Source organism: Pseudomonas putida (assembly GCF_026625125.1).
In the GTDB taxonomy this organism is placed as follows: Bacteria; Pseudomonadota; Gammaproteobacteria; order Pseudomonadales; family Pseudomonadaceae; genus Aquipseudomonas; species Aquipseudomonas putida_X.
On sequence record NZ_CP113097.1, the window covers coordinates 1,219,627 to 1,241,224 of the forward strand.

At 62.2% G+C, this 21,598-nt stretch carries 17 protein-coding genes; 4 read left to right on the plus strand and 13 right to left on the minus strand.

Going from position 1 to position 21,598, the window contains the following annotated elements:
* Window positions 1-111 precede the first annotated feature (111 nt).
* Window positions 112-525 carry an NUDIX hydrolase gene (locus OSW16_RS05595; protein ID WP_241804854.1) on the plus strand — a complete coding sequence of 138 codons (414 nt, stop codon included), beginning with the start codon at window positions 112-114 and terminating at the stop codon, window positions 523-525.
* On the opposite strand, the gene metR is transcribed toward OSW16_RS05595, so the two are convergent.
* Window positions 509-1,426 carry a transcriptional regulator MetR gene (gene metR, locus OSW16_RS05600; RefSeq protein ID WP_241804855.1) on the minus strand — a complete coding sequence of 306 codons (918 nt, stop codon included), beginning with the start codon at window positions 1,424-1,426 and terminating at the stop codon, window positions 509-511. The two genes, OSW16_RS05595 and metR, sit on opposite strands and share 17 nt — an antisense overlap.
* Before the next feature lie 196 nt (window positions 1,427-1,622).
* On the opposite strand from metR, the gene OSW16_RS05605 reads away from it, so the two are divergent.
* Window positions 1,623-2,618 carry an alpha/beta fold hydrolase gene (locus OSW16_RS05605; protein WP_267821378.1) on the plus strand — a complete coding sequence of 332 codons (996 nt, stop codon included), beginning with the start codon at window positions 1,623-1,625 and terminating at the stop codon, window positions 2,616-2,618.
* Window positions 2,619-2,643: 25 nt separating this feature from the next.
* On the opposite strand, the gene OSW16_RS05610 is transcribed toward OSW16_RS05605, so the two are convergent.
* The 6 genes from OSW16_RS05610 to OSW16_RS05635 form a co-directional block, all read right to left on the minus strand.
* Window positions 2,644-3,921, minus strand: coding sequence for a sigma-54-dependent transcriptional regulator (locus OSW16_RS05610; protein WP_241804932.1), 1,278 nt, complete (start codon window positions 3,919-3,921; stop codon window positions 2,644-2,646).
* A 47-nt stretch (window positions 3,922-3,968) separates the two neighbouring features.
* Window positions 3,969-5,873 carry a sensor histidine kinase gene (locus OSW16_RS05615; RefSeq protein WP_267821383.1) on the minus strand — a complete coding sequence of 635 codons (1,905 nt, stop codon included), beginning with the start codon at window positions 5,871-5,873 and terminating at the stop codon, window positions 3,969-3,971.
* A 69-nt stretch (window positions 5,874-5,942) separates the two neighbouring features.
* Window positions 5,943-6,677 (minus strand): amino acid ABC transporter ATP-binding protein, encoded by a 735-nt coding sequence (locus tag OSW16_RS05620; RefSeq protein WP_241804858.1) that lies wholly within the window; start codon window positions 6,675-6,677, stop codon window positions 5,943-5,945.
* Entirely contained in the window at window positions 6,674-7,345 is a 672-nt protein-coding gene (locus OSW16_RS05625) for an amino acid ABC transporter permease (RefSeq protein WP_267821385.1), read from the minus strand. Before OSW16_RS05625 ends, OSW16_RS05620 begins: the two co-directional genes overlap by 4 nt.
* Window positions 7,346-8,092 (minus strand): amino acid ABC transporter permease, encoded by a 747-nt coding sequence (locus OSW16_RS05630; RefSeq protein WP_267821387.1) that lies wholly within the window; start codon window positions 8,090-8,092, stop codon window positions 7,346-7,348.
* A gap of 142 nt (window positions 8,093-8,234) precedes the next feature.
* On the minus strand, window positions 8,235-9,152 hold the full coding sequence (locus tag OSW16_RS05635) for a glutamate/aspartate ABC transporter substrate-binding protein (RefSeq protein ID WP_267821389.1): 918 nt from the start codon (window positions 9,150-9,152) through the stop codon (window positions 8,235-8,237).
* A gap of 337 nt (window positions 9,153-9,489) precedes the next feature.
* On the opposite strand from OSW16_RS05635, the gene OSW16_RS05640 reads away from it, so the two are divergent.
* The gene (locus OSW16_RS05640; protein WP_267821391.1) at window positions 9,490-13,620 is read left to right on the plus strand and encodes an NEL-type E3 ubiquitin ligase domain-containing protein; all 4,131 of its coding nucleotides are present in this window, start codon (window positions 9,490-9,492) and stop codon (window positions 13,618-13,620) included.
* A 35-nt stretch (window positions 13,621-13,655) separates the two neighbouring features.
* Here the strand turns inward: OSW16_RS05640 and glpD are convergent, their stop codons facing one another.
* The 4 genes from glpD to OSW16_RS05660 form a co-directional block, all read right to left on the minus strand.
* Complete coding sequence (glpD, locus tag OSW16_RS05645; RefSeq protein WP_267821393.1) at window positions 13,656-15,185, minus strand: glycerol-3-phosphate dehydrogenase; 1,530 nt, start codon at window positions 15,183-15,185, stop codon at window positions 13,656-13,658.
* Between the two features lie 173 nt (window positions 15,186-15,358).
* Window positions 15,359-16,114: a DNA-binding transcriptional repressor GlpR gene (gene glpR / locus OSW16_RS05650; protein WP_241804864.1), complete on the minus strand. Its 756-nt coding sequence runs from the start codon at window positions 16,112-16,114 to the stop codon at window positions 15,359-15,361.
* Between the two features lie 112 nt (window positions 16,115-16,226).
* Window positions 16,227-17,726 carry a glycerol kinase GlpK gene (gene glpK / locus OSW16_RS05655; RefSeq protein WP_267821395.1) on the minus strand — a complete coding sequence of 500 codons (1,500 nt, stop codon included), beginning with the start codon at window positions 17,724-17,726 and terminating at the stop codon, window positions 16,227-16,229.
* A gap of 41 nt (window positions 17,727-17,767) precedes the next feature.
* A complete protein-coding gene (locus OSW16_RS05660) occupies window positions 17,768-18,619 on the minus strand; it encodes an MIP/aquaporin family protein (protein WP_267821397.1) in 852 nt (283 codons plus the stop codon).
* A gap of 300 nt (window positions 18,620-18,919) precedes the next feature.
* Here OSW16_RS05660 and ybaK point away from each other — a divergent pair, with 300 nt between their 5' ends.
* Entirely contained in the window at window positions 18,920-19,390 is a 471-nt protein-coding gene (gene ybaK / locus OSW16_RS05665) for a Cys-tRNA(Pro) deacylase (protein ID WP_267821399.1), read from the plus strand.
* Window positions 19,391-19,435: 45 nt separating this feature from the next.
* On the opposite strand, the gene OSW16_RS05670 is transcribed toward ybaK, so the two are convergent.
* Both OSW16_RS05670 and argF read right to left on the minus strand, forming a co-directional pair.
* On the minus strand, window positions 19,436-20,545 hold the full coding sequence (locus OSW16_RS05670; protein ID WP_267821401.1) for an ABC transporter ATP-binding protein: 1,110 nt from the start codon (window positions 20,543-20,545) through the stop codon (window positions 19,436-19,438).
* The gene (argF, locus tag OSW16_RS05675) at window positions 20,542-21,462 is read right to left on the minus strand and encodes an ornithine carbamoyltransferase (protein ID WP_046787764.1); all 921 of its coding nucleotides are present in this window, start codon (window positions 21,460-21,462) and stop codon (window positions 20,542-20,544) included. The genes OSW16_RS05670 and argF overlap by 4 nt, the downstream gene beginning before the upstream one ends.
* Window positions 21,463-21,598 lie beyond the last annotated feature (136 nt).

Below are 21,598 nucleotides of genomic sequence, written 5' to 3' on the forward strand. Positions count from 1 at the left end.
AGGTTATGGAGGGTCGCTGGCGGATTGGCAAGGGACCGTTCGTCTGTGCACCGCCTTGCCGGTAACAGGGCCCTGTGGGATCCTCAGCGGTTTTCAAGAGCGAGCCTGACCATGCCCAACGTTATCCGCATTGCCGCTGCCCTGCTGATCGACCCATTGGGTCGAACCCTGCTGGTACGCAAACGGGGTACCCAGGCGTTCATGCAGCCTGGGGGCAAGATCGATGCGGGGGAAACGCCGCTGCAGGCGCTGGTGCGCGAACTGCAGGAGGAATTAGGGGTGTGCATTGACCCTGCTCAGGCCATCCCGATGGGCCGTTTCAGCGCCCCGGCCGCCAACGAACCTGGCTACGAGGTGCAGGCCGAGCTGTTCCGGGTCGACAGCGCCGAGGCCGTGGTCCCGGCGGCGGAAATCGAGGAAGTGCTCTGGTTGGCCGCAGACCAGGAATCGATGCCTGAGCTGGCGCCGCTGACCCGCGACCTGATACTGCCGCTCTACCGCAAGGCCCTCAGCGTACCGCGCTGACCCCATCGAGCGTGGCGAACGAGGTGTCCTTGGCGGTGAGCAGGAAGTCGCGCATGTAGGGGGCATCGAGCATGTCGGTGCGCACGGCCGCATATAGCGTGGCGAACAGGCCTTTCTCGCCAAGGCGTTTGCCCTTCACATAGCCGCGCGAGCTGTACTCATGCAGCGCCCAGTGCGGCATGCCGCAGACTCCGCGGCCGCTGGCCACCAGTTGCATCATCATCACGGTCAGCTCCGAGGTGCGTACGGCCGCCGGCTCGATGTCGGCCGGTTCCAGGAAGCGGGTGAAGATATCCAGCCGATCGCGCTCCACCGGGTAGGTGATCAGCGTCTGGTCGAGCAGGTCCTGGGGCACGATGTAAGGCTTGTTGGCCAGCGGGTGCTGGTTGGCCACGGCGAGCATGGCTTCATAGGTGAACAGCGGTACGTAAGTGATGCCGGCAAGGTCCAGTGGGTCGGAGGTCACTACCAGGTCCAGGTCGCCACGGGCAAGGGCGGGCAGTGGCGCGAATGCGAAGCCTGACGCCAGGTCCAGCTCCACTTCCGGCCAGGCATCGCGGAACTGGTCGATGGTGGGCATCAGCCATTGGAAGCAGCTGTGGCATTCGATGGCCATGTGCAGGCGCCCGGCAGTACCCCCCGCCAGGCGGGCGATATCGCGCTCGGCGCTGCGCAGCAGCGGCAGGGTGGCATCTGCCAGCTGCAGCAAGCGCAGGCCGGCACTGGTGAAGCGGATAGGTTTGGTCTTGCGTGCGAACAGCGGCAGGCCCAGGCGTTCTTCAAGCTCCTTGAACTGATGCGACAGTGCCGACTGGGTCAGGTGCAGCCGTTCTGCGGCCTCCACCAGGCTATCGGCCTCGCGCAGGGCATGAAGGGTTTTCAGGTGGCGGATCTCCAGCACGGCTGACTCCGAGAGCATAATTTGAGTGAACAGCGAATGAGTTGAGTTTCCCTCATGTTGCGCTGGCTGTCGACTGGACCTTGCGCCGCACCACTGGGCGGGGTTCATCAAATTGTCACGCAACTGTGGCAGCGCGCCCGAATGAATTTCATCAGACTCGCGCTTTACTGGGGATCTGCATTCTGGTGTTTCTTTCATGCGGGCTTTTTTGCTTTTTTTCGTGTTCCTTCTCAGCGTGCCAGCGAGCTTCGCCGATCAGCGTTGTGACCCTCATGTCCCGGTTCAACGGGCCGAGGCGGGCGATCTGAGCCTGGTTTACCAAAGTGTCGGCGCGCCGCAGGACCCTGCGTTGCTGCTGGTCATGGGGCTGGGTGGGCAACTGATCCACTGGCCCGATGACGTGGTCCAGGCCTTGTGTCTGCAAGGCTTTCGGGTCATTCGCTATGACAACCGTGACGTTGGCCTGTCGCGCTGGAACCAACAGCCGCCCTCGGCCAACCTCACGGTCGAGCTGTTGCGCTACAAGTTCGGCCTGCCGGTTGCCGCGCCCTATACGCTGACCGACATGGCCGGTGACGGGCTGCGCCTGATGGACGCCTTGGGGATTGGCCAATTCCATGTGCTGGGTGTGAGCATGGGCGGGATGATCGCCCAGCACATGGCCGCGATTGCGCCGCAGCGGGTGCGCAGCCTGACCCTGGTCATGTCCAGCTCTGGTGCGGCGGGGCTGCCGGCGCCGGCCCCAGCCCTGGTGCAGTTGCTGGCCCGGCGCAGTGCGCCGAACCGGGAAGTGGCCATCGAGCAGCAGGCTGACTTGCTGGCGGCATTGGGCAGCCCGCGGGTGCATGATGACCGGGCCGCTTTGTTGCAGCAGGCTGCGGTGGCCTATGATCGGGCGTTCAACCCGGAAGGTGCCAAGCGCCAGATCATGGCGATCCTGGCCGAGCCAAGCCGGGTAGCGCTACTCAACCAGCTGCGCGTTCCGACATTGGTGGTGCATGGTACGGCTGACCCGTTATTGCCGGTGATGCATGGGGTGCACCTGGCGGCACATATCCGTGGTAGCCAGCTGCGGCTGATCCCGGGGTTGGCACATCGTTTCCAGGAACCCTTCAAGGCACCGCTGCTGGGGGCCGTGCTGCCTTATCTGCAGTCACATCGTGAGGACGTGGCGCACCTTGCCGGGTTATGACAGTGCAGGCCCCTCAGGTGGGCGTTCAGCCCAACCCGTACTTTTTCACTTTGTCGAACAGCGTGGTCTTGGCCATGCCCAGCTCCTGGCTGGCTTGGCTGAGGTTGCCGCCGGTGCGCTGCAGGGCATCGCTGAGCAGATTGCGCTCGAACGCTTCGACCGCTTCGGCAAAGCCCAGCCCTTGGCTGGCGCCACCGCTCGGGCCTTTCTTGAATGCCGGCAGGCCCAGGGCATAGCGCTCGGCAACGTTGCGCAGTTCACGCACATTGCCGGGCCAGTCGTGGGCCATCAGGCGCGACAGGGTCTGGCTGTCCAGTGTCGGTACTTCCCGGTCGAAGCGCAGCGCCGATTGCTGCAGGAAGTGTTCGAACAGCTGCAGCACGTCTTCACGGCGTTCGCGCAACGGTGGTAACTCCAGGGTCACCACATTGAGGCGGTAGTACAAATCGCTGCGAAACTGCCCGCTTTTGCCAAGCGAATCGAGGTCGGCCTTGGTCGCAGCGATCACGCGGCAGTCCACCGCAATGCTCTGGTTCGAACCCAGGCGCTCCAGGGTGCGCTCCTGCAATACCCGCAGCAGTTTGATCTGCAGGTTGATCGGCATGCTCTCGACTTCATCGAGGAACAGCGTGCCGCCGTTGGCATGCTCGATCTTGCCGATGCGACGCTTGCCCGCGCCGGTGAACGCATTGGCCTCGTGGCCGAAGATCTCGCTTTCGAACAGGTTTTCCGGCAGGCCGCCACAGTTGAGCGCCACAAAAGGTTGGCCCTGGCGTCGGCTGAAATCGTGCAGGCAACGTGCGACCAGCTCTTTGCCGGTGCCGGTTTCGCCCTCGATCAGCACGTTGGCCGAAGTGTCGGCAACGTTGGCGATCAGCTCGCGCAGTTGCTCCATGGCGGGGGAGCGGCCAATGATGCGGCCTTCCAGGCTGCTCTTTTCGGCCAGTTGGCGGCGCAGGGCCAGCACTTCGCGCGAGAGCCCGCGCTGTTCAAGTGCGCGGCGCACCACGTCGACCAGGCGTTCCGGCGAAAACGGCTTCTCCATGAAGTCGTAGGCACCGTTGCGCATGGCGCCCACGGCCATGTCGATATCGCCATGGCCGGTAATCAGGACCACCGGCAGGCTGCGGTCGCGCGCCTTGAGGCGGTTGAGCAGTTCCAGGCCGTCGATCCCTGGCAGGCGGATGTCACTGACGACGATGCCGGCGAAGTCATCGCCGATCCGTTCCAGCGCCTGTTCGGCGCTGCCGACCCCCTCGCAGGCGATATCTTCCAGGGCCAGCGCCTGCTGGCAGCCGAGCAGCACATGCGGGTCGTCTTCGACGATCAGGACGGTAAGAGGCGCTTGGTTCATGGGAGCTCTGCCGGTTCATTAGGGGGGGACACCAGTGGCAGGGTGAGAACGAAGGCCGTTCCGCCACTGACAGGATGCTCGACGTTGAGGCTGCCCTTGGCGGCGGCAGCAAGGCTCGCCGACAGGGTCAGGCCCAGGCCCAGGCCGTGTTCGCCCGGTTTGGTGGTGAAGAAGGGTTCGAACAGGTGCTTGCGCGCCTCGTCATCGATACCGTGGCCATTGTCACGTACCCGCAGGCGATACTTGTCGCCCTGCAACTCGCCCTCCAGCCACAGCTCAGGTGCCGGCTGGGTTGCCATGGCATCCAGGGCGTTGCCGATCAGGTTGACCAGAATCTGCTCCAGGCGGGTCTGGTCAATGGCCAGTTGCAGGTCGTCGAACTGGCTGTGCAGCTTCAGGTGACAGCCACTGATGCGAGTGGCCAGCACCTGCAAGGTGGCCTCCACTGCCTTGGCCAGCGAGGCCTGGCCGCGGTCGTCACCGCGGCGGGCGAACGAACGCAGGCTGGCGGTGATGCGGCCCATGCGGTCGATCAGTTCGTTCATGGTGCGCAGGTTGGTACTGGCGGTGTCCAGCGCACCTCGTTCGAGAAAGCGCACGGTGTTGCCGGACAGTGTGCGCAGCGCCGCCAGGGGCTGGTTGAGCTCGTGGGCGATGCTGGTGGACATCTGCCCAATGGCGGCCAATTTGCCGGCCTGGACCAGTTCGTCCTGGGCGTGGCGCAGGGTCTGCTCGGCATGACGGCGTTCGCGGATCTGCCCCTTGAGCCTTTCGTTGCTGGCGCGCAGGTCGGCAGTGCGCTCAGCGATGCGCCGCTCCAGCTGGCTGTTGGCCTCCTCGAGCGCTTCGCGTGCAGCCAGGCGGGTGGCGATCACCTTGCGCCGCTCGTTCCAGGCGATACCCAGGATCGCCAGCAGGGCGAACGCCACGCCTACCAGAATGCCTTGCACCATCGACTCGCGGCGCAGGTCCTGCAGGGGAGTGAGCAGGGTGAAATGCCAGGGGGTATCCACCAGGCGCCGGGTTTGCGCCAGGTAGGCCACCTCATGCGGTTTGCCGTGGGCGGTTTCGCTGTTGGCCGGGAACGTCAGTTTCTCTACGCCATCGGCCAGCGTCTCACGGGCCAGCGGCTGCAGCTCGTTCAGCGGCCACCAATAATATTGCAGGCTGCGCGCCAGGCGCTCCTTGATCTGCGGGGTCATGGGGCGCACCGACTTCAGGCGCCGCGCCGGGTCGCTGGAGAGGATGATGATGCCGTTTTCGTCGCTGACGAACGCTTCCAGGCGGGCGCGCTGCCAGCGCTCTTCCAGGGTGTCCAGGCGTACCTTGATCACCGCCACGCCAATGATCTTGCCGTGTTCTTCAAGGCCGTGGGCCAGGTAATAACCGGCCTCGCCGGTGGTGCTGCCAATGCCGTAGAAACGGCCCGGCTCGCCGCGCACGGCGGTCTGGAAATAGGCGCGGAAAGACAGGTCTTCACCGAGGAACGAGTCGGCATCGCGCCAGTTGCTGGTGGCCTGTACCCGGCCATTGGTATCGAGCACGAAGATGGCCCGGCTGCGGCTGCGGCGGTTGAGGCCTTCGAGGTATTCGTTGACGGCCTGGCGTGAGCCGCCGTCGGGGTCGGTGAGCAGGTGCGAGACGCTGTCTTCGAGCTCCAGCAGGCTCGGCAGGTAGGTGTACTTGCTGATTTCGCTTTCGACCGTACGCGCGTGCAACTCCAGCTGGCGCTCGCCGTTTTCACTCAGGGCGCGTATGCCGTTGCTCTCGCTGATCAGGTAGCCAGCCAGGCCCAGCCCGACCATCAGCAGGATGATCAGGGGCGGCAGCAGCAATTGGCGGATCAGGCGGGATTTCACGGCAGGCTTGGCAGGGAGAAGAAGCGAGGGGTCGCATTTCATCACAGTGGCCTTGTCACGACCAGCATCCGCTGCCCGGTGGAGCCCTGGGCAGCGGTTACTGTGGCCGGCTCAGTGTTGCAGGATCTTGCTGAGGAAGTGCTGGGTGCGTTGGTCACGGGTACCTTGGTCACCGAAGAACTCTTCCTTGGTGCAGTCTTCGATAATGCTGCCCTTGTCCATGAAGATGACCCGGTTGGCGACCTTGCGGGCGAAGCCCATCTCGTGGGTCACGCACATCATGGTCATGCCTTCGTTGGCCAACTGCACCATCACATCCAGCACTTCGCTGACCATTTCCGGGTCCAGCGCCGAGGTCGGCTCGTCGAACAGCATGACGATCGGGTCCATGGCCAGGGCGCGGGCGATCGCCACACGTTGTTGCTGGCCACCGGAGAGTTGGCCTGGGTGCTTCTTGGCGTGCGCGCTGAGGCCGACTCGTTCGAGCAGGGCCAGGCCCTTCTTGGTCGCCTCCTCTTCACTGCGGCCCAGTACCTTGCGTTGAGCGATGGTCAGGTTCTCGGTGATGGTCAGGTGCGGGAACAGCTCGAAGTGCTGGAACACCATACCGACTCGCGAGCGCAACTTGGGCAAGTTGGTCTTGGGGTCGGCAATCGACGTGCCATCGACCACGATGTCGCCTTTCTGGAACGGTTCCAGGGCGTTGACGCACTTGATCAGTGTGGATTTACCCGAGCCCGAAGGGCCGCACACCACCACCACTTCACCTTTCTTGACCTCGGTGCTGCAGTCGGTCAGTACCTGGAAGTCGCCGTACCACTTGTTGACGTTCTTGATGGAAATCATACGGTGATCCTTTTTTGCAGGCGCTTGACCAGCCACGAAGCGGAGAAGCTGATGAGGAAATAGACGACCCCGGCGAAGATCAGGAACTCATGGGAGCGCCCAATGATGTCGCCGTTGGAACGTGCCGAATTGAGGAAGTCTACCAGGCCCACGGTGTAGACCAGCGAGGTGTCCTGGAACAGGATGATGCTCTGCTGCAGCAGCAGCGGGGTCATCTTGCGGAAGGCCTGGGGCAGGATGATCAGGCGCATGGTCTGGGCGTAGTTCATGCCCAGTGCTTGCGCGGCGCCCATCTGGCCTTTGGAAATCGACTGCACGCCGGCGCGGACGATTTCACAGAAGTAGGCGGCCTCGAACATCATGAAGGCCACCACGCACGAGGTGAAGGCACCCACCGGGGTATCCTCCCCGGTGATCCAGCGCAGCACGAAAGGCACGGCCAGATAGAACCAGGTGATCACCAGCAGCAGCGGGATCGAGCGGAAGTAGTTGACGTAGGCACCGGCGAGGTTCGAAAGCAGCTTGTTCGACGACAAGCGCATCAATGCCAGAAGCGTGCCCAGCACGATACCGCCGATCACGCCCATGACCATCAGCTTGAGGGTCATGACCATACCCTCCCAGAGGGCGGGCAGGGCCGGGATGATTTCGCTGAAATCCATTTCCATTTACTTGCCCCCCACGGAAATCAGGCCAGGCACGGCGACTTTTTTCTCGACCAGGCGCATCAGCAGCATCAGGCCCATGTTCAGGGTGAAGTAGATCAGCGTGGCCAGGGTGAACGCCTCGAACAGGTTGGCGGAAAACTCTGCGGTCTGTTTGGTCTGTGCCAGCAGCTCCATCAGGCCGATCAGCGATGCCACCGAAGAGTTCTTGAACACGTTGAGGAACTCGGAGGTGAGCGGCGGAATGATGATCCGGTACGCTTGCGGCAAGAGCACGTTGTTGTAGATCTGCGGCAGGCTGAAGCCCATGGCGCGGGCGGCAGCTTCCTGGCCGCGCGGCAGCGCCTGGATACCGGTGCGCACCTGTTCGCACACGCGGGCGGCGGTGAACAGGCCCAGGCAGATGACCACGCTGATCAATGCCGAGGTGGTCGGGTTGAGGTCCTGCTTGAACCACTCCTGCAGGCCTTCAGGCAGCAGGTCTGGTATCAGGAAGTACCAGATGAACAGTTGCACCAGCAGCGGTACGTTGCGGAACAGCTCCACGTAGGCGGTGGCGATACCCGATACCAGGCGGTTCGGCACGGTACGCATGACGCCAAGCAACGAGCCCAGCAGCAGCGCGATGATCCAGGCAGAGATGGCGATGGCGATGGTCCAGCCCAGACCGGTGATGTACCAGTCCAGATAGGTTTCGCTGCCCACGCCGGTGGACTTGAAGAACACGCCCCAGTCCCAGTTGTAATTCATCGGGATTTCCCCTCAGACGGTTGTTTCACGGGCACCTTCGAGCATCCGGGGGCGCTTGGCGCCCTCGGAGGAAAGGTTAGACACTAATGAGTGGCTTGCAGGATTGATTCGTGCGCGTGCGCACCCGGCCACTAACTGAGGATCAGGATTTCTTCTCGTCCGCGGCCTTGTCGGTCGGCTCGGCGATCAGCTTTTTCAGTTCATCGCTCATCTGGAAGTTGAGGTTCAGACCTTTAGGCGGGATCGGCTGCATGAACCACTTCTCGTAGCTCTTGTTGACCTCGCCGGATTTGAAGTAACCCACGATGGCATCGTCGACGGCTTTCTTGAAGCTTTCGTCACCCTTGCGCATCATGCAGCCGTAGATCTCGTAAGACTGCGGCGTGCCGGTGATGACCCAGTCCGCAGGCTTGCGCGCTTTGGCCATTTCACCGGCCAGCAGGGCATCGTCCATCATGAAGGCCACGGCGCGGCCGCTTTCGAGCATGTTGAAGGCTTCACCGTGGTCCTTGGCGGAAATCACGTTCATCTTCATCTGCTTGTCGGCGTTCATCGCCTTGAGGATGCGCTCGGAGGTGGTGCCGGCGGTGGTCACCACGTTCTTGCCGCCCAGGTCGGTAAAGTCTTTATAGGAGGGTTGGCCATCCTTGACCTTGGTCAGCAGGCGCGTGCCGACTTCGAAGATGCCCACCGAGAAGGCGACTTGCTGCTGGCGCTCGACGTTGTTGGTGGTGGAGCCGCACTCAAGGTCGACGGTGCCGTTCTGCACCAGCGGGATGCGGGTCTGGGAGGTGACGAGGTTGTACCTGACCTTGATGTCGGTGCCCAGTCGCTTCTTCAGGGCGTCGACCACGGCCATCTGGATGTCGTGGGAGTAGCCCACAGGCTCGGGTTTACCGGCCAGGTAGGAAAACGGGATGGAGGAGTCGCGGTGGCCCAGGGTGATGGTGCCCGAATCCTTGATCTTCTTCAGGGTGCCAGTCAGTTCTTCGGCCATGGCCGGCGAAGCGATCACAGCGGCCGCGATGGCGGCGCCCAGCAATTGACGAACGATACGCATCAAATTTTCCTCGACGTGTTTGTTTTTTTTATGGAGCCGTTGGCGGACTCTTTCGTTCAACGAATACAGCAAGAAGCGAGTGCATTCGGCTACCAAGTGTAGAGCATGAGTCGTGCCAAGCCCTGTGACAGATCATAACCCCGCGCAAAGCCTGGGCATGAACCCTCTGTGAAGGTTTTTCTGCACCACGGATTGGTCGGAACACCGAATGAGTTGATAAGCCGCGTTCGGCAATCCGAACGATTACTTGCACCGCGTTCCGCTCCCAGATTTAAGTATCACCTGAGGGCGCGAAACACATGATGAGCTCGCTGGCTAATCACCAGGAGCTCATACCGTGTCCGCCATTGCGATTCCTTCCGATTCCGTCGATGCCTTCATCGCCGGCCAGCTGCCAGGCTGGTTGAAGTCTGCCGATGTCGATCTGCTTCTCACCCTGCACCGGGCGTTGCGTCATCAGCAGGCCGCTGCTGAAGGCGTCAGAAACCTATTGGCGCAGATGCCGAGCATCGAGGCCTTTGCCACGCCGCTGCTCGAGACTGCGCTGGGGCAAAGTGGCCTGGCCGACGCAGACGTGCGCAACATGAAGGTCTACATCGAGAACGATGTGCCTTTGCCCAGTGCGGCGCCCCGTCTGCATACCCCGTGGACGACGCTACATAGCAACCAGCCTTTGCTGACGGCGGCATTGCACAACTTTCATGAGGCCGAGACGCGTCCCTCGGTTCATCGCCGTGCCCATCTGCAGGACGTTCACGGCATCAAGCTGCCGCTGGCATTCGAAGCGTTTGCCAGCTGTTGTAGAACGCTGGATATAGGGGGGCGCTACCAGGAAATGTTGCACGCGCGGCTGTTTCCGAAAAGCAGGCCCCCTGCGCCTGAAGGGTTTGCCCGCGCAGCGGTGGAGCGGGTGCTCGAAGAGAACCTGCGCGCGAAGATGGAAGTTGCGGTGCGCATGGCCAGGATCAGGTCCGAGCTGGACGATGTCGACTACCTGCGTCTGTTGCCTGTGTGCGCAAGCAAACCTATCGTGCCGGCGGCATCAGGCATCGCCACGGCTCGCCAGCTGTACCTGTTGGGCAAACGCATCCATGGCCCCGTAGCCTTCGAGATGCGCGACAGTGCCGCAGGGCCGCTCTCGGGAATCATCAGTTGGATACCACAGGATCCCTACCGGCAGATCGCCAGGTACCCCACCTGGGCCGCCCTCTATCAGTCGTTGGCCAAACAGCTGCGTGCACCCCATTACCGTTCGTTTTTCTGTCGATTCATCAGTGAGCGTGATAAACCGACCTTCACGGCAACCCTCGAACGCCTGATCCAGGCGAGCGACGGCAAGCAGCCAGTTGATCTGGATGGGCGCAATTTCTCGATCGATATGCCCTTGTTCGCCTATCTGCGGGCCCAGCAGGTGGACAAGATACTCGATGATGCAAGGGTCCTGGCAGTGCCCACCGGTGACGAGACTGCGATCGAGCGACATCAGCGCCTGGAAGTGCTCAAGAGTGCTGGCTTCGATCTGCTCAACCTGGCGGCGCTGTTCGTTCCGGTGTTGGGCGAGGTGATGATGGCCGTGGCAGCGGTGGACGTTGTCAGCGAAGTGTACAAAGGTTATGCCGACTGGCGCATTGGCGATCGGCAGGGGGCGCTGGATCACCTGTTTGGCGTGGCAGAGAACCTGGCGGTCGGCACGGTGATCGGCGCCGCGCAGGTAGGCGTAGGCCGGGTGCTTGAGCGCATCCCTTTTGTCGATGCGCTTACCCCCTTGCATGAGGGTGAGGGGCGATACCGGCTGGCTGACTGGCCCGTTTCGGCTCACCACATTGACGGTGGAGGGGCACTTTTGCGCAGCTTAGGTGGGCGCTGGGCGCAAATATCAGACCAAAGTGCCGAAACGCTACTGCGCGTCACCGGGCTTGAGCAGGATCACCTGCGCCACGTGCACCTGCAGGGCGAAGCTCCTCCTGCTCGCCTGCTCGATGCCCATGAGCGCCACGAACTGCATACCCTTGAGCCGCACCTGCAGGGGGCCGCCCTGGAGCGTGAACTGGCAGCTCGGCAAGATCAGCCTTCTGCTGCTGGCGCATTGCTGATCAGGGTCTTCCCTGGGCTGTCCGTTCGCGGCGCTGAAAGCGTGCTCGAACAGGCCAGTGGTGAGCAGGTCAAGGCGTTGCTCACCACTGGCCGTATACCCTTGGAAATGGCCGAGCGCGCCCGTTGGCTCTTGCGCGAAAGCCGCCTGGACCGTGCGTTGCTGGGGTTCGAGCACCAAGGCGCGGTCAACGATGCCACTCAGCGCCTGGTGCTCAAGTGGGTCAACGAACTCGCGCCCTGGCCGGCTTCGGTTCGCATTGAACTGCGCCTGGGCGAAGCGAAGGGGCGGCTGCTCGCATCGGTGGGAAGCATCACTGCGACCCGCGTGCGGTGCCTTGTGCAGACCGAGCAGGGCTATCAGCTGAGTGATGCCACGCAGCCAATAATTGGCCAAGGGTTGTTGGCCTGCCTGATTCAGACACTTGAGGAGGGCCAGAAAGTGGCGCTCGGGGAGGGCTCGGTTGACGCCCGTGCTTTAGGCAACAGGGTTGCTCAAGTGGCCAGCGCTGACCGGCAAAAGACAGCTCAGTTGATGGGCTTGCGGCCGATCGGAGAACGCTTTCGCCCGCCGCAGCGCTTCGCTGACGGCCGTTTCGGTTATGCACTCAGTGGAAGGGGAGAAAGTAGCCGTCAGGCGATTCGCCGCGGGATACATGAAATCTTCCCAACCCTGACCGACGCACAACTTGACGCCTACCTGGGTGACCTGATGCAGCGCCGCATCGGGCTCTGGGACCACCTCAGCACGCTGCAGCGGCAGCTGGATAGCTTGCGCGACGCGCTGGATGCCTGGCAACGTGAGCGCGTGAGCTTCTTGGATGGGCGCAGGCGACAACGTGTGGCCAGCCAGATCCGCCGGGCCTGGCGGCGCAAGACGGCAGGCTTGGCAGGTGATGATTTCAGCCTGCATATCGAGGGTGAACTGGTGGGCAGTCTGCCGATCCTCCCCGAAGGCGTCGAATTCACTCATGTCCAGCGGTTGACGTTGCGTAACATGAGCCTCGACCACATGGATGAACAGTTCCTGCTCAGGTTCACCGGCGTTCGTGAGCTCGACCTGCGGGACAATCAGTTGGTCACCCTGCCGGCAGGCCTGGAGCGCCTGACCGCTCTGCGCAGGCTGCACCTGGCAGGGAACCGGATTGCCTTCGATGCTCAGAGCAATCTCCGGCTGGCAAGCCTTTCCATGCTGCAGCAGCTGGATCTGACCTACAACCCGCTGGGCCTGGTCCCCGACCTTTCCGGGTTGCGCCACTTGCGCGAAGTATCGTTGCGCGCCACAGGGCTGCAAGCGTTGCCCAACGCTTCGGCGTTGCCGTGGAGGGGGCTTGTCGATTTCCGTGAAAACCAGATCCGCCAAGTCACCGATGATCTACGCAACCTCAATGGTCGATTGCAGCGCCTGTCGTTACACGACAACCCGCTGGATGAGGCCAGTGAGTCATTGCTTTCGCGCAGTGCCAGCAGTGACTACCCCGCGAATCGGCGCAGCTCTTACCATCACGCCATCGCCGATGCCAACCTGCAAGAGCGGTGGTTGGGCAGCATTACCGGGGACTTGCTGGAACAGCGCAGAGCGCTATGGGCGAGGTTGGCCGAAGAACCGCAATCGGCAGACCTGTTCAGGTATCTGGCGGATTTTGCCAGGTCTGACGATTTCCGTGACCACCCGCGCTACTACCGTGCCAGGGTATGGCGGATTCTTGAGCTTTGTGCAGACAACACCGATGTGCGTGAGGCCGTTTTCTGGCAGGTGCAAGGGCCCAGAACCTGCGAGGATCAGTTGCTGCTCATACTCAGCCAACTGGAAGTCAGGGCCCACATCGCCTTGCACAGCGCGGAGGCTGGCACAGCGCGCGCCGAAGCCACCTTGCTACGGCTGGGGCGCTCGCTCTATCGCCTGGATCAGGTAGACAGTATCGCGACCCGGCACATCGAGGAGATGCGCCAGAACCCTTACGCGTCGGTGGATGACATTGAGGTTTACCTTGCCTATCGGGTCAACCTGGCTGACCCCCTGGGCTTGCCGGCCCAGCCCCAGCACATGCATTACCCCGAGCACAGCGGTGTAACGGGAACACGAATTCTGCGCGCCCGCGCACAGGTCGTTGCCGGTGAAAGTACCGAGGCACTGAGCAATGCGCTGGCGCAGCGGGAGTTTTGGCAAGGGTATGTGCGCAACCGCTACCCCGAGCGGTTCGAAGCGCTCGCAGCGCCTTACCATGAACAGTTGGAGGCGTTCGAGCGCGAGACGGGCGAGTCTGGCGAGCAGCTTTACCTTGAGCGTGCCGATGCATTGATGGCAGCGCTCAATGCCGAGGAGCGTGCGCTTTACCTGGAGCTGGCCAGGGAGGCATACGAACGGGAAGTCTGAGAACCGGCGACCGCCTGGCGGTCGCCTTGCAAGGTTCAGGCGGCGTCGCTGCGAGCGTCACCTTGCGCAAGATAATCGGCCAATGCGCGTTGCTCGCTCTCGCTGGTGAACAAACCCAGCTTGGTCCGCCGCCAGAGGATGTCCTGGGCACTGATGGCCCACTCGCTATCGCGCAGGTAATCGACTTCACGGGCGAACAAGCCACCGCCGATCGCCTGGCCAAGATCGTCAGGGCCGTTGACCCCCTCCAGCAGCTGCCAGGTGCGGCTGCCATAGGTCACGGCCCAGCGCTTGGCGATATCCACGGCAAGCCATGGATGCTGGGCGAGCAGTTCGTCGACCAGTACCTGAGGCGTGCTCATGCCTTCCCCGCCGGGCAGTGCAGAGCTGGCGGTCCAGCTCTGGCCCATCTGGCTGAAGAACGGCTTGAGTTCTGCCATGGCCGACTCGGCAAGCTTGCGGTACGTGGTCAGTTTGCCGCCGAACACCGACAGCAACGGCGCCTCGCCCTGAGTGGCCGACAGTGCCAGGGTGTAGTCACGGGTGACTGCCGACGGGTTGTCCGATTCGTCGTTGCACAGCGGACGCACGCCAGAGTAGGTGTGCAGGATATCGCCGGCGCTCAACTGATGATTGAAATGAGCGTTGACCACGTCGAGCAAATAGCCGGTTTCCTGCTCGGTGATCGCCACCTTGGCGGGATCGCCGCTGTATTCGCGATCGGTGGTGCCGACCAGGGTGAAGCGGTCCAGGTACGGGATGCAGAATACAATCCGTTGGTCCTCGTTCTGCAGGATGTAGGCATGATCCCCTTCGTACAGGCGCGGCACGATGAGGTGGCTGCCCTGGATCAGTCGAATGCCGTACGGCGCAGTGAGCTTGAGGTCATCCTTGATGAACCGGGCGACCCACGGACCGGCGGCGTTGACCAAGGCGCGCGCGCGAATGGTCTGCAGGCTGCCGTCGGCGTGCTGCAGCTCTACCTGCCACAGGCCGTCGACACGTTCTGCGCGCAGGCAGCGGGTGCGGGTACGAATGTGCGCGCCATGTTCGCGTGCAGCCATGGCGTTGACCACCACCAGGCGGGCGTCGTCGACCGCGCAGTCGGCATATTCGAAACCGCGGGTGATGGCTGGCTTGAGCGGGTAACCCGGGCCGAAGCGCAGGCTGCGCGAGGCACCCAGACGCTTGCGTTTGCCCAGGTGATCGTAAAGGAACAGGCCGGCACGGATCATCCATGCCGGGCGCAGGTGCGGGCGGTGCGGCAGCACGAAGCGCATCGGTTTGACGATGTGCGGTGCCTTGGCCAACAGCACTTCGCGCTCGGCCAGGGCCTCCCGCACAAGGCGGAATTCATAGTGTTCCAGGTAACGCAGGCCGCCATGGATCAGCTTGCTGCTGGCCGACGAGGTGTGCTGGGCCAAGTCGTCCTTCTCGCAGAGGAAGACCTTCAGGCCACGCCCGGCGGCGTCGGCAGCAATGCCCACGCCGTTGATGCCCCCGCCGATCACGGCAAGGTCATAGCAATCGGCAAGTAGGGGCTGGGACGAAACGGGCTGGGACACGGGCAAGGCCTCCTGGGGCTGTTCACATCGAATATGAACATTAATGTTCGTTTCCGAAAATACTAGCGCAACAGAACGCCCATCGCCAGTGACTGTTTATAGAAAAAACTGATCGGATGGCAAGAAAGTGAACAATATCGAAAATGACGAGCCCTTCCGGGCCCGCTTGCGTTTCACACCACGTCGAGGCGGATCTTGTTCTGGTTGAGCAATTCACTCAATGCAGGCGACGGCGGCTGGTCGGTCACCAGGCAGTCGACCAGGCTGATCGAGCCCAGGCGGACCATGGCGTTACGCCCGAATTTGCTGGAGTCCGCCGCCAGGATGACCTGACGGGCGTTGGCGATGATCGCCTGAGATACGCGTACCTCTTGGTAATCGAAATCCAGCAGGCTGCCGTCTTCATCGATACCGCTGATACCGACCAAAGCGAAGTCGACCTTGAACTGGCTGATGAAGTCGACGCTGGCCTGGCCGACCACGCCACCGTCACGGCGTACGGTGCCACCTGCTACCAATACTTCGAAATCATCCTTGGCTGCCAGGATCGCGGCCACGTGCAGGTTATTGGTGATGACTTTCAAGTGGCTGTGGTTGAGCAGCGCCCGGGCAATCGACTCGGTGGTGGTGCCGATATTGATGAACAGCGAAGCATGATCGGGAATTTGCCGGGCCACGGCATCGGCAATGCGCTGTTTTTCGTCACGCATCTGGTCAGCGCGCATGGCGTAAGCCGTGTTCTCGATACTCGAGTCATAGGCTGCCCCACCGTGGTAGCGGCGCAGCAGATTGAGCTCAGCGAGCTGATTGATGTCGCGACGGATGGTTTGCGGAGTGACGACGAATAACTGCGCCATTTCCTCGATGCTGACGTAGCCGCGTTCGCGGACCAGCTCGAGGATTTGTTGTTGGCGTGGGGGCAGATTCATGGGCGGTCCTTATGGGCTGCCGGACAAATTCTGCAATGATGCCGTAGGAAACAGACTACGGCCAGTAGGCCATGGCATGGCGGGGCCGCGAAGCAGCCCCTGCCCAGGGTGATCAGGCCTCGTGATCTTCCCAGTCGCGGGTGCGCTCGACGGCTTTGCGCCAGCCGGCGTAAAGTTTTTCCTTCTGCGCTTGCTCAAGTTGCGGGCTGAATTCGCGTTCGATGATTGCCTTGTCACGCAGTTCGTCCAGGCCACTCCAGAAACCACAGGCCAGGCCCGCCAGGTAAGCGGCGCCAAGGGCCGTGGTTTCACGCATTTTCGGGCGCTCTACGCAGGTGCCGAGGATGTCGGCCTGAAACTGCATGAGGAAATTGTTGGCCACCGCGCCACCGTCGACGCGCAACTCGGAAAGGCGTTGGCCGCAGTCCTGCTGCATGGCGTCGAGCACGTCGCGGGTCTGATAGGCGATCGACTCCAATGCCGCGCGGATGATGTGGTCGACTTTCACCCCACGGGTCAGGCCGAACAGCGCGCCACGGGCGTAAGGGTCCCAGTACGGTGCGCCCAGGCCCGTGAATGCGGGCACCAGGTACACCCCATTGCTGTCCTTGACCTTGCTGGCGAAGTACTCGGTGTCCAGGGCATCGTTGACGATCTTCAGTTCGTCGCGCAGCCATTGCACGGTGGAGCCGCCGTTGAACACAGCGCCTTCCAGGGCATAGGCCACTTCACCTCGTGGTCCGCAGGCAATGGTGGTGAGCAGGCCGTGGGACGAGGTTACGGCTTTGTCGCCGGTGTTCATCAGCAGGAAGCAACCCGTGCCATAGGTGTTCTTGGCCTGGCCGGGTTCCACGCACATCTGGCCGAACAGCGCTGACTGCTGGTCACCGGCGATGCCGGCGATGGCGATGCCGCTCTTGGTGTGGCCGTAGACTTCGGAAGACGGGCGCACCTGGGGCAGCATCTGGCGCGGGATGCCAAGAATTTCGAGCAGCGTGTCATCCCACTGCAGGCTGTGGATGTTGAACATCAGTGTGCGCGAAGCGTTGGTGTAGTCGGTGACATGCACCTTGCCGCCGGAAAACTTCCAGATAAGCCAGGTATCCACGGTGCCGAACAACAGCTCGCCGCGTTCGGCCCGCTCACGTACGCCCTCTACATTGTCGAGGATCCACTTGAGCTTGGTGCCGGAGAAGTACGGATCGGTGACCAGGCCGGTGGTCTCGCGAATGTATTGTTCATGCCCGTCGCGCTTGAGCTGTGCGCAGATCTCTGTGCTGCGGCGGCACTGCCAGACGATGGCGTTGTACACCGGGCGCCCGGTTTCCTTGTCCCACACCACCGTGGTTTCACGTTGGTTGGTGATGCCCAATGCGGCGACCTGGGCATGGCTGATGCCGGCCTGCGCCAGGGCTTCGACCATGGTCGCGCTCTGTGTGGCGAAGATCTCCATCGGGTCATGTTCGACCCAGCCGGCTTGCGGATAATGCTGGGCGAACTCGCGCTGGGAGGTGCCAACCACATTGGCGTCACGGTCGAAGATGATCGCCCGCGAGCTGGTGGTGCCCTGGTCCAGGGCGATGATGTAGTTCTTGTCCTGGGTATCTGTCATGGTCATAGGCCTTGCAAAATGAGGAGGTCAGGGCGCCAGCATCAGTTGGCTTGAGTATCGCCCTGGCGATTGCCGTTTGTCTCTGGGTCCGCGCATAGAGCCGTCGGCAGGTTGCGGGCGATCAAGCCACGATAGGTCGCAGCACCCAGGCAGGCACCGAAGATCGGCGCGAACACCGGAACCAGGAAATAAGGGATGTCCCGACCGCCAGTGAAGGCGATTTCGCCCCAGCCGGCCAGGAAGGTCATCAGTTTGGGCCCGAAATCGCGGGCCGGGTTCATCGCGAAGCCGGTCAGCGGGCCCATGGCGCTACCGATCACGGCGATCAACAGGCCGATCAGCAGCGGTGCCATCGCACCACGGGGCAAGCCGTTGTTGTCGTCGGTCAGGGCCATGATGACCGCCATCAGGATTGCAGTGATCACCACTTCGACCAGAAACGCTTGTGCGGTGGAAAGCGATGGGTGCGGGTAGGTGGAGAACACCGCCGCCAGCTCCAGGCTTTCGCGACTGCCGCGCAGCATGGCGTGGGCTTGTTCGAAATCGAAGAACAGGTTGCTGTACAGGGTATAGACCAGCGCTGCGCCGCAGAAGGCCCCACAAACCTGGGCCAGCATGTAGAACGGCAGTTTGCGTTTGTCGAAGCTTGCGAACAGGGTAAGGGCGATGCTCACGGCCGGGTTCAGGTGCGCACCAGAGATACCGGCGGTGAAGTAGATCGCCATGCTCACGCCGACGCCCCAGATGATGCTGATTTCCCACAGGCCAAAGCTGGCGCCCGCGACCTTGAGGGCGGCGACGCACCCTGTGCCGAAAAAGATGAGCAGTGCCGTGCCGAGGAATTCGGCCAGGCATTGGCTGGACAGCGTGGGTTCGCGTAGAGCAGTCGTCATGTATGACCTCTTTGTTTTTGTTGTGAGGCGCTAAGCGCTCGACAGCAAAGTCCGGCGTCCATCCCCATTGACCCCGGGCACAGGTAGGAATGCACTTAAAAAGTGCACCATTTATTCAGAAACGAAAAAATATAGACAAGAAACGCTTATGTCAAAGGTCGAAAGTGAACGGTCAGTCACGATCTGAGCGTTGAACGCGATCGCGAATCCCAAGCTAGAGCGGCGTGTCAGCTGCTAACTGGCTGGAGTGTATGATTTGCCCTAAAGTAGCCGCCGAATTGTCTCGGAGCGGAGCACTGCATGACCCCGGCCCTCGATCTTCTGAAAAAAACGCGCGCGCCCCATCGTGTGCACAGTTACGAACACGATCCCAAGTCGGCGTCTTATGGGCTGGAGGCGGCTGAAAAACTGGGGCTGGAACCGCAGCAGGTGTTCAAGACCTTGTTGGCCAGCAGTGAGAAGGGTGAGTTGCTGGTGGCTGTTGTGCCTGTGGTGGGAACGCTGGACCTCAAGGCGCTAGCCCACGCCGCCGGCGTGAAAAAATGCGAGATGGCTGACCCCACGGCAGCTCAGCGTGCCACAGGCTACCTGGTGGGTGGCATCAGCCCGCTGGGGCAGAAAAAGCGTCTGCGCACCTTCATCGACGAATCGGCGCAGCGTTTTGCAACCATCCATGTCAGTGCGGGGCGGCGGGGGTTGGAAGTCGAACTGGCTGCCGCTGTACTCGCCGAGCACACCCAGGGCACCTTCGCCAGTATCGGCCGGGGTTGACCCGCGCAAGGGGCCGCCTTGGAGCCCCTTGGCCGAATCGCCGAATCAGGTCGCTGAGCTGTAGCGACGCACCCCATTTTCCTGCTGTGGCAACTGCGCCGCGACACTGCCAGGGACCGGGAACAGCACCAAGTGGTCAGCCTTCACGCTAATGCCGACCTGCTCGCCTACCTGGTGATCGATATGGCTGGGGAAGATCGCTTCCAGCTGGCTGCCTGTCGGCAACTGCAGCCGGTACAGCGTCGATGCACCCAGGAAGCTCTTGCCCACGATGCTCGCGCGCAATGCGCTGTTCGCGTCCGGGACGATGTCGTCAGGGCGCAGCAGCACGTCTACCGAGCTGCCGGGCGCCATGATGTAGGCGCGGTTACCCCGCAGCTCACCGAGCTCGGTGTTGACTGCCTCATGGCTGCTCATCTGGCCACGTATGAAATAACCCTGGCCGATGAAGCTGGCGACGAATGGCGTCTGCGGCTCATGGTAGAGGTTGTAGGGCGTGTCCCACTGCTCCAGCCGGCCTTCCTTGAACACACCCACATGGTCGCTGACCGCGAAGGCTTCTTCCTGGTCATGGGTCACCAGAATCGCGCTGGTACCGCGGCTTTTGAGGATGTCACGGACCTCGTGGCTCAGGCGCCTGCGCAACTCGACGTCCAGGTTGGAGAACGGCTCATCGAGCAGCAGCAATTGCGGCTCGGGGGCCAGCGCGCGGGCCAGGGCCACGCGCTGTTGCTGGCCACCAGAGAGCTCGTGTGGATACCGCCCGCCGAGCCCACCGAGCTTGACCAGGTCGAGCATTTCCTCGACCACCTGCCCCTGGGCGGGGTGCTTGGCGATGCCGAAGGCAATGTTTTGCGCCACGGTCAGGTGGGGGAACAGCGCGTAGTCCTGGAACACCATGCCTATGCGGCGCTTCTCCGGGGACAGGGTGAAACCGGCGCGGGAAATCACTTCGCCCGCCAGCTGGATCTCACCTTCGTGGACCGGCTCGAAGCCGGCTATGGCGCGCAAGGTGGTGGTCTTGCCGCACCCCGACGAACCCAGCAGGCAACCAATGTCGCCTGCGTTCAGGTGCAGGTTGAGGTTCTGGACGATGCGCTGGTCGCCGTAGCCGCAGGCGAGGTTGCGCAGGTTGAGCAGTAGGGGTTGACTCATGCGTGGTGGTAAGCCGGTTCGACAAGGAATTCGAGAAGGGCCTTCTGTGCATGCAGGCGGTTTTCAGCCTGGTCCCACGCGACCGAACGGGGGTCGTCGAGCAGGTCATGGCTGATTTCCTCGCCGCGATGGGCGGGCAGGCAGTGCATGAACAGGGCATCGGGTGCCGCCAGGTCAAGCAGTTCGCGGGTGACCTGGTAAGGCGCGAAATGCGCCAGACGCCGTGCAGTTTCCTCTTCTTGGCCCATGGAAGTCCAGACATCGGTGGTCACCAGATGCGCGCCACGTACGGCTTCACGCGGATCTCGGATGATCTGCACGCGATCTGCGCCCAGTGCCATGAAGCGTGGGTCCGGGTCATAACCCTCTGGGCAGGCGATACGCAACTGGAAATCGAACTGCCGGGCGGCCTCGATGTACGAGTTGCACATATTGAAACCATCGCCGATCCAGGCCACGGTCTTGCCTTGGATGGCGCCACGGTGCTCGTGGAACGTCTGCATGTCGGCCAGCAATTGGCACGGGTGCGACTCATCGGACAGGCCATTGATCAGCGGTACACGCGAGTTGGCGGCGAATTCGGTGAGGGTGCTGTGCGCGTGGGTGCGGATCATCACCGCATCGACCATGCTCGACAGCACGATGGCGCTGTCGCTGATCGGCTCGCCCCGGCCCAGCTGGGTGTCGCGTGGCGACAGGAAGATGGCCTGGCCGCCGAGCTGGATCATGCCGGCTTCGAACGACACCCGGGTCCGGGTGGAGGATTTCTCGAAGATCATGCCCAGCACACGATTTTTCAGCGGTTCGAACAGCACGCCGCGCTTGCGCAGGTCCTTCAGCTCGATGCCTCGGCGGATCACACCGAGCAATTCGTCGGTGGTGAAATCCAGCAGGGAGAGAAAGTGCCTAGCGCTCATGATTGACTACCTTATCTGCAACGGTATGCAGGTCGACCGTATGGTTTTTTTGACAACGGGGGTGACCTGCGGCGTAAGCCGCACGGGGCGGACGAAATGGGAAAGGCGCAATACTATAATTAAATGTCGCCTGAAA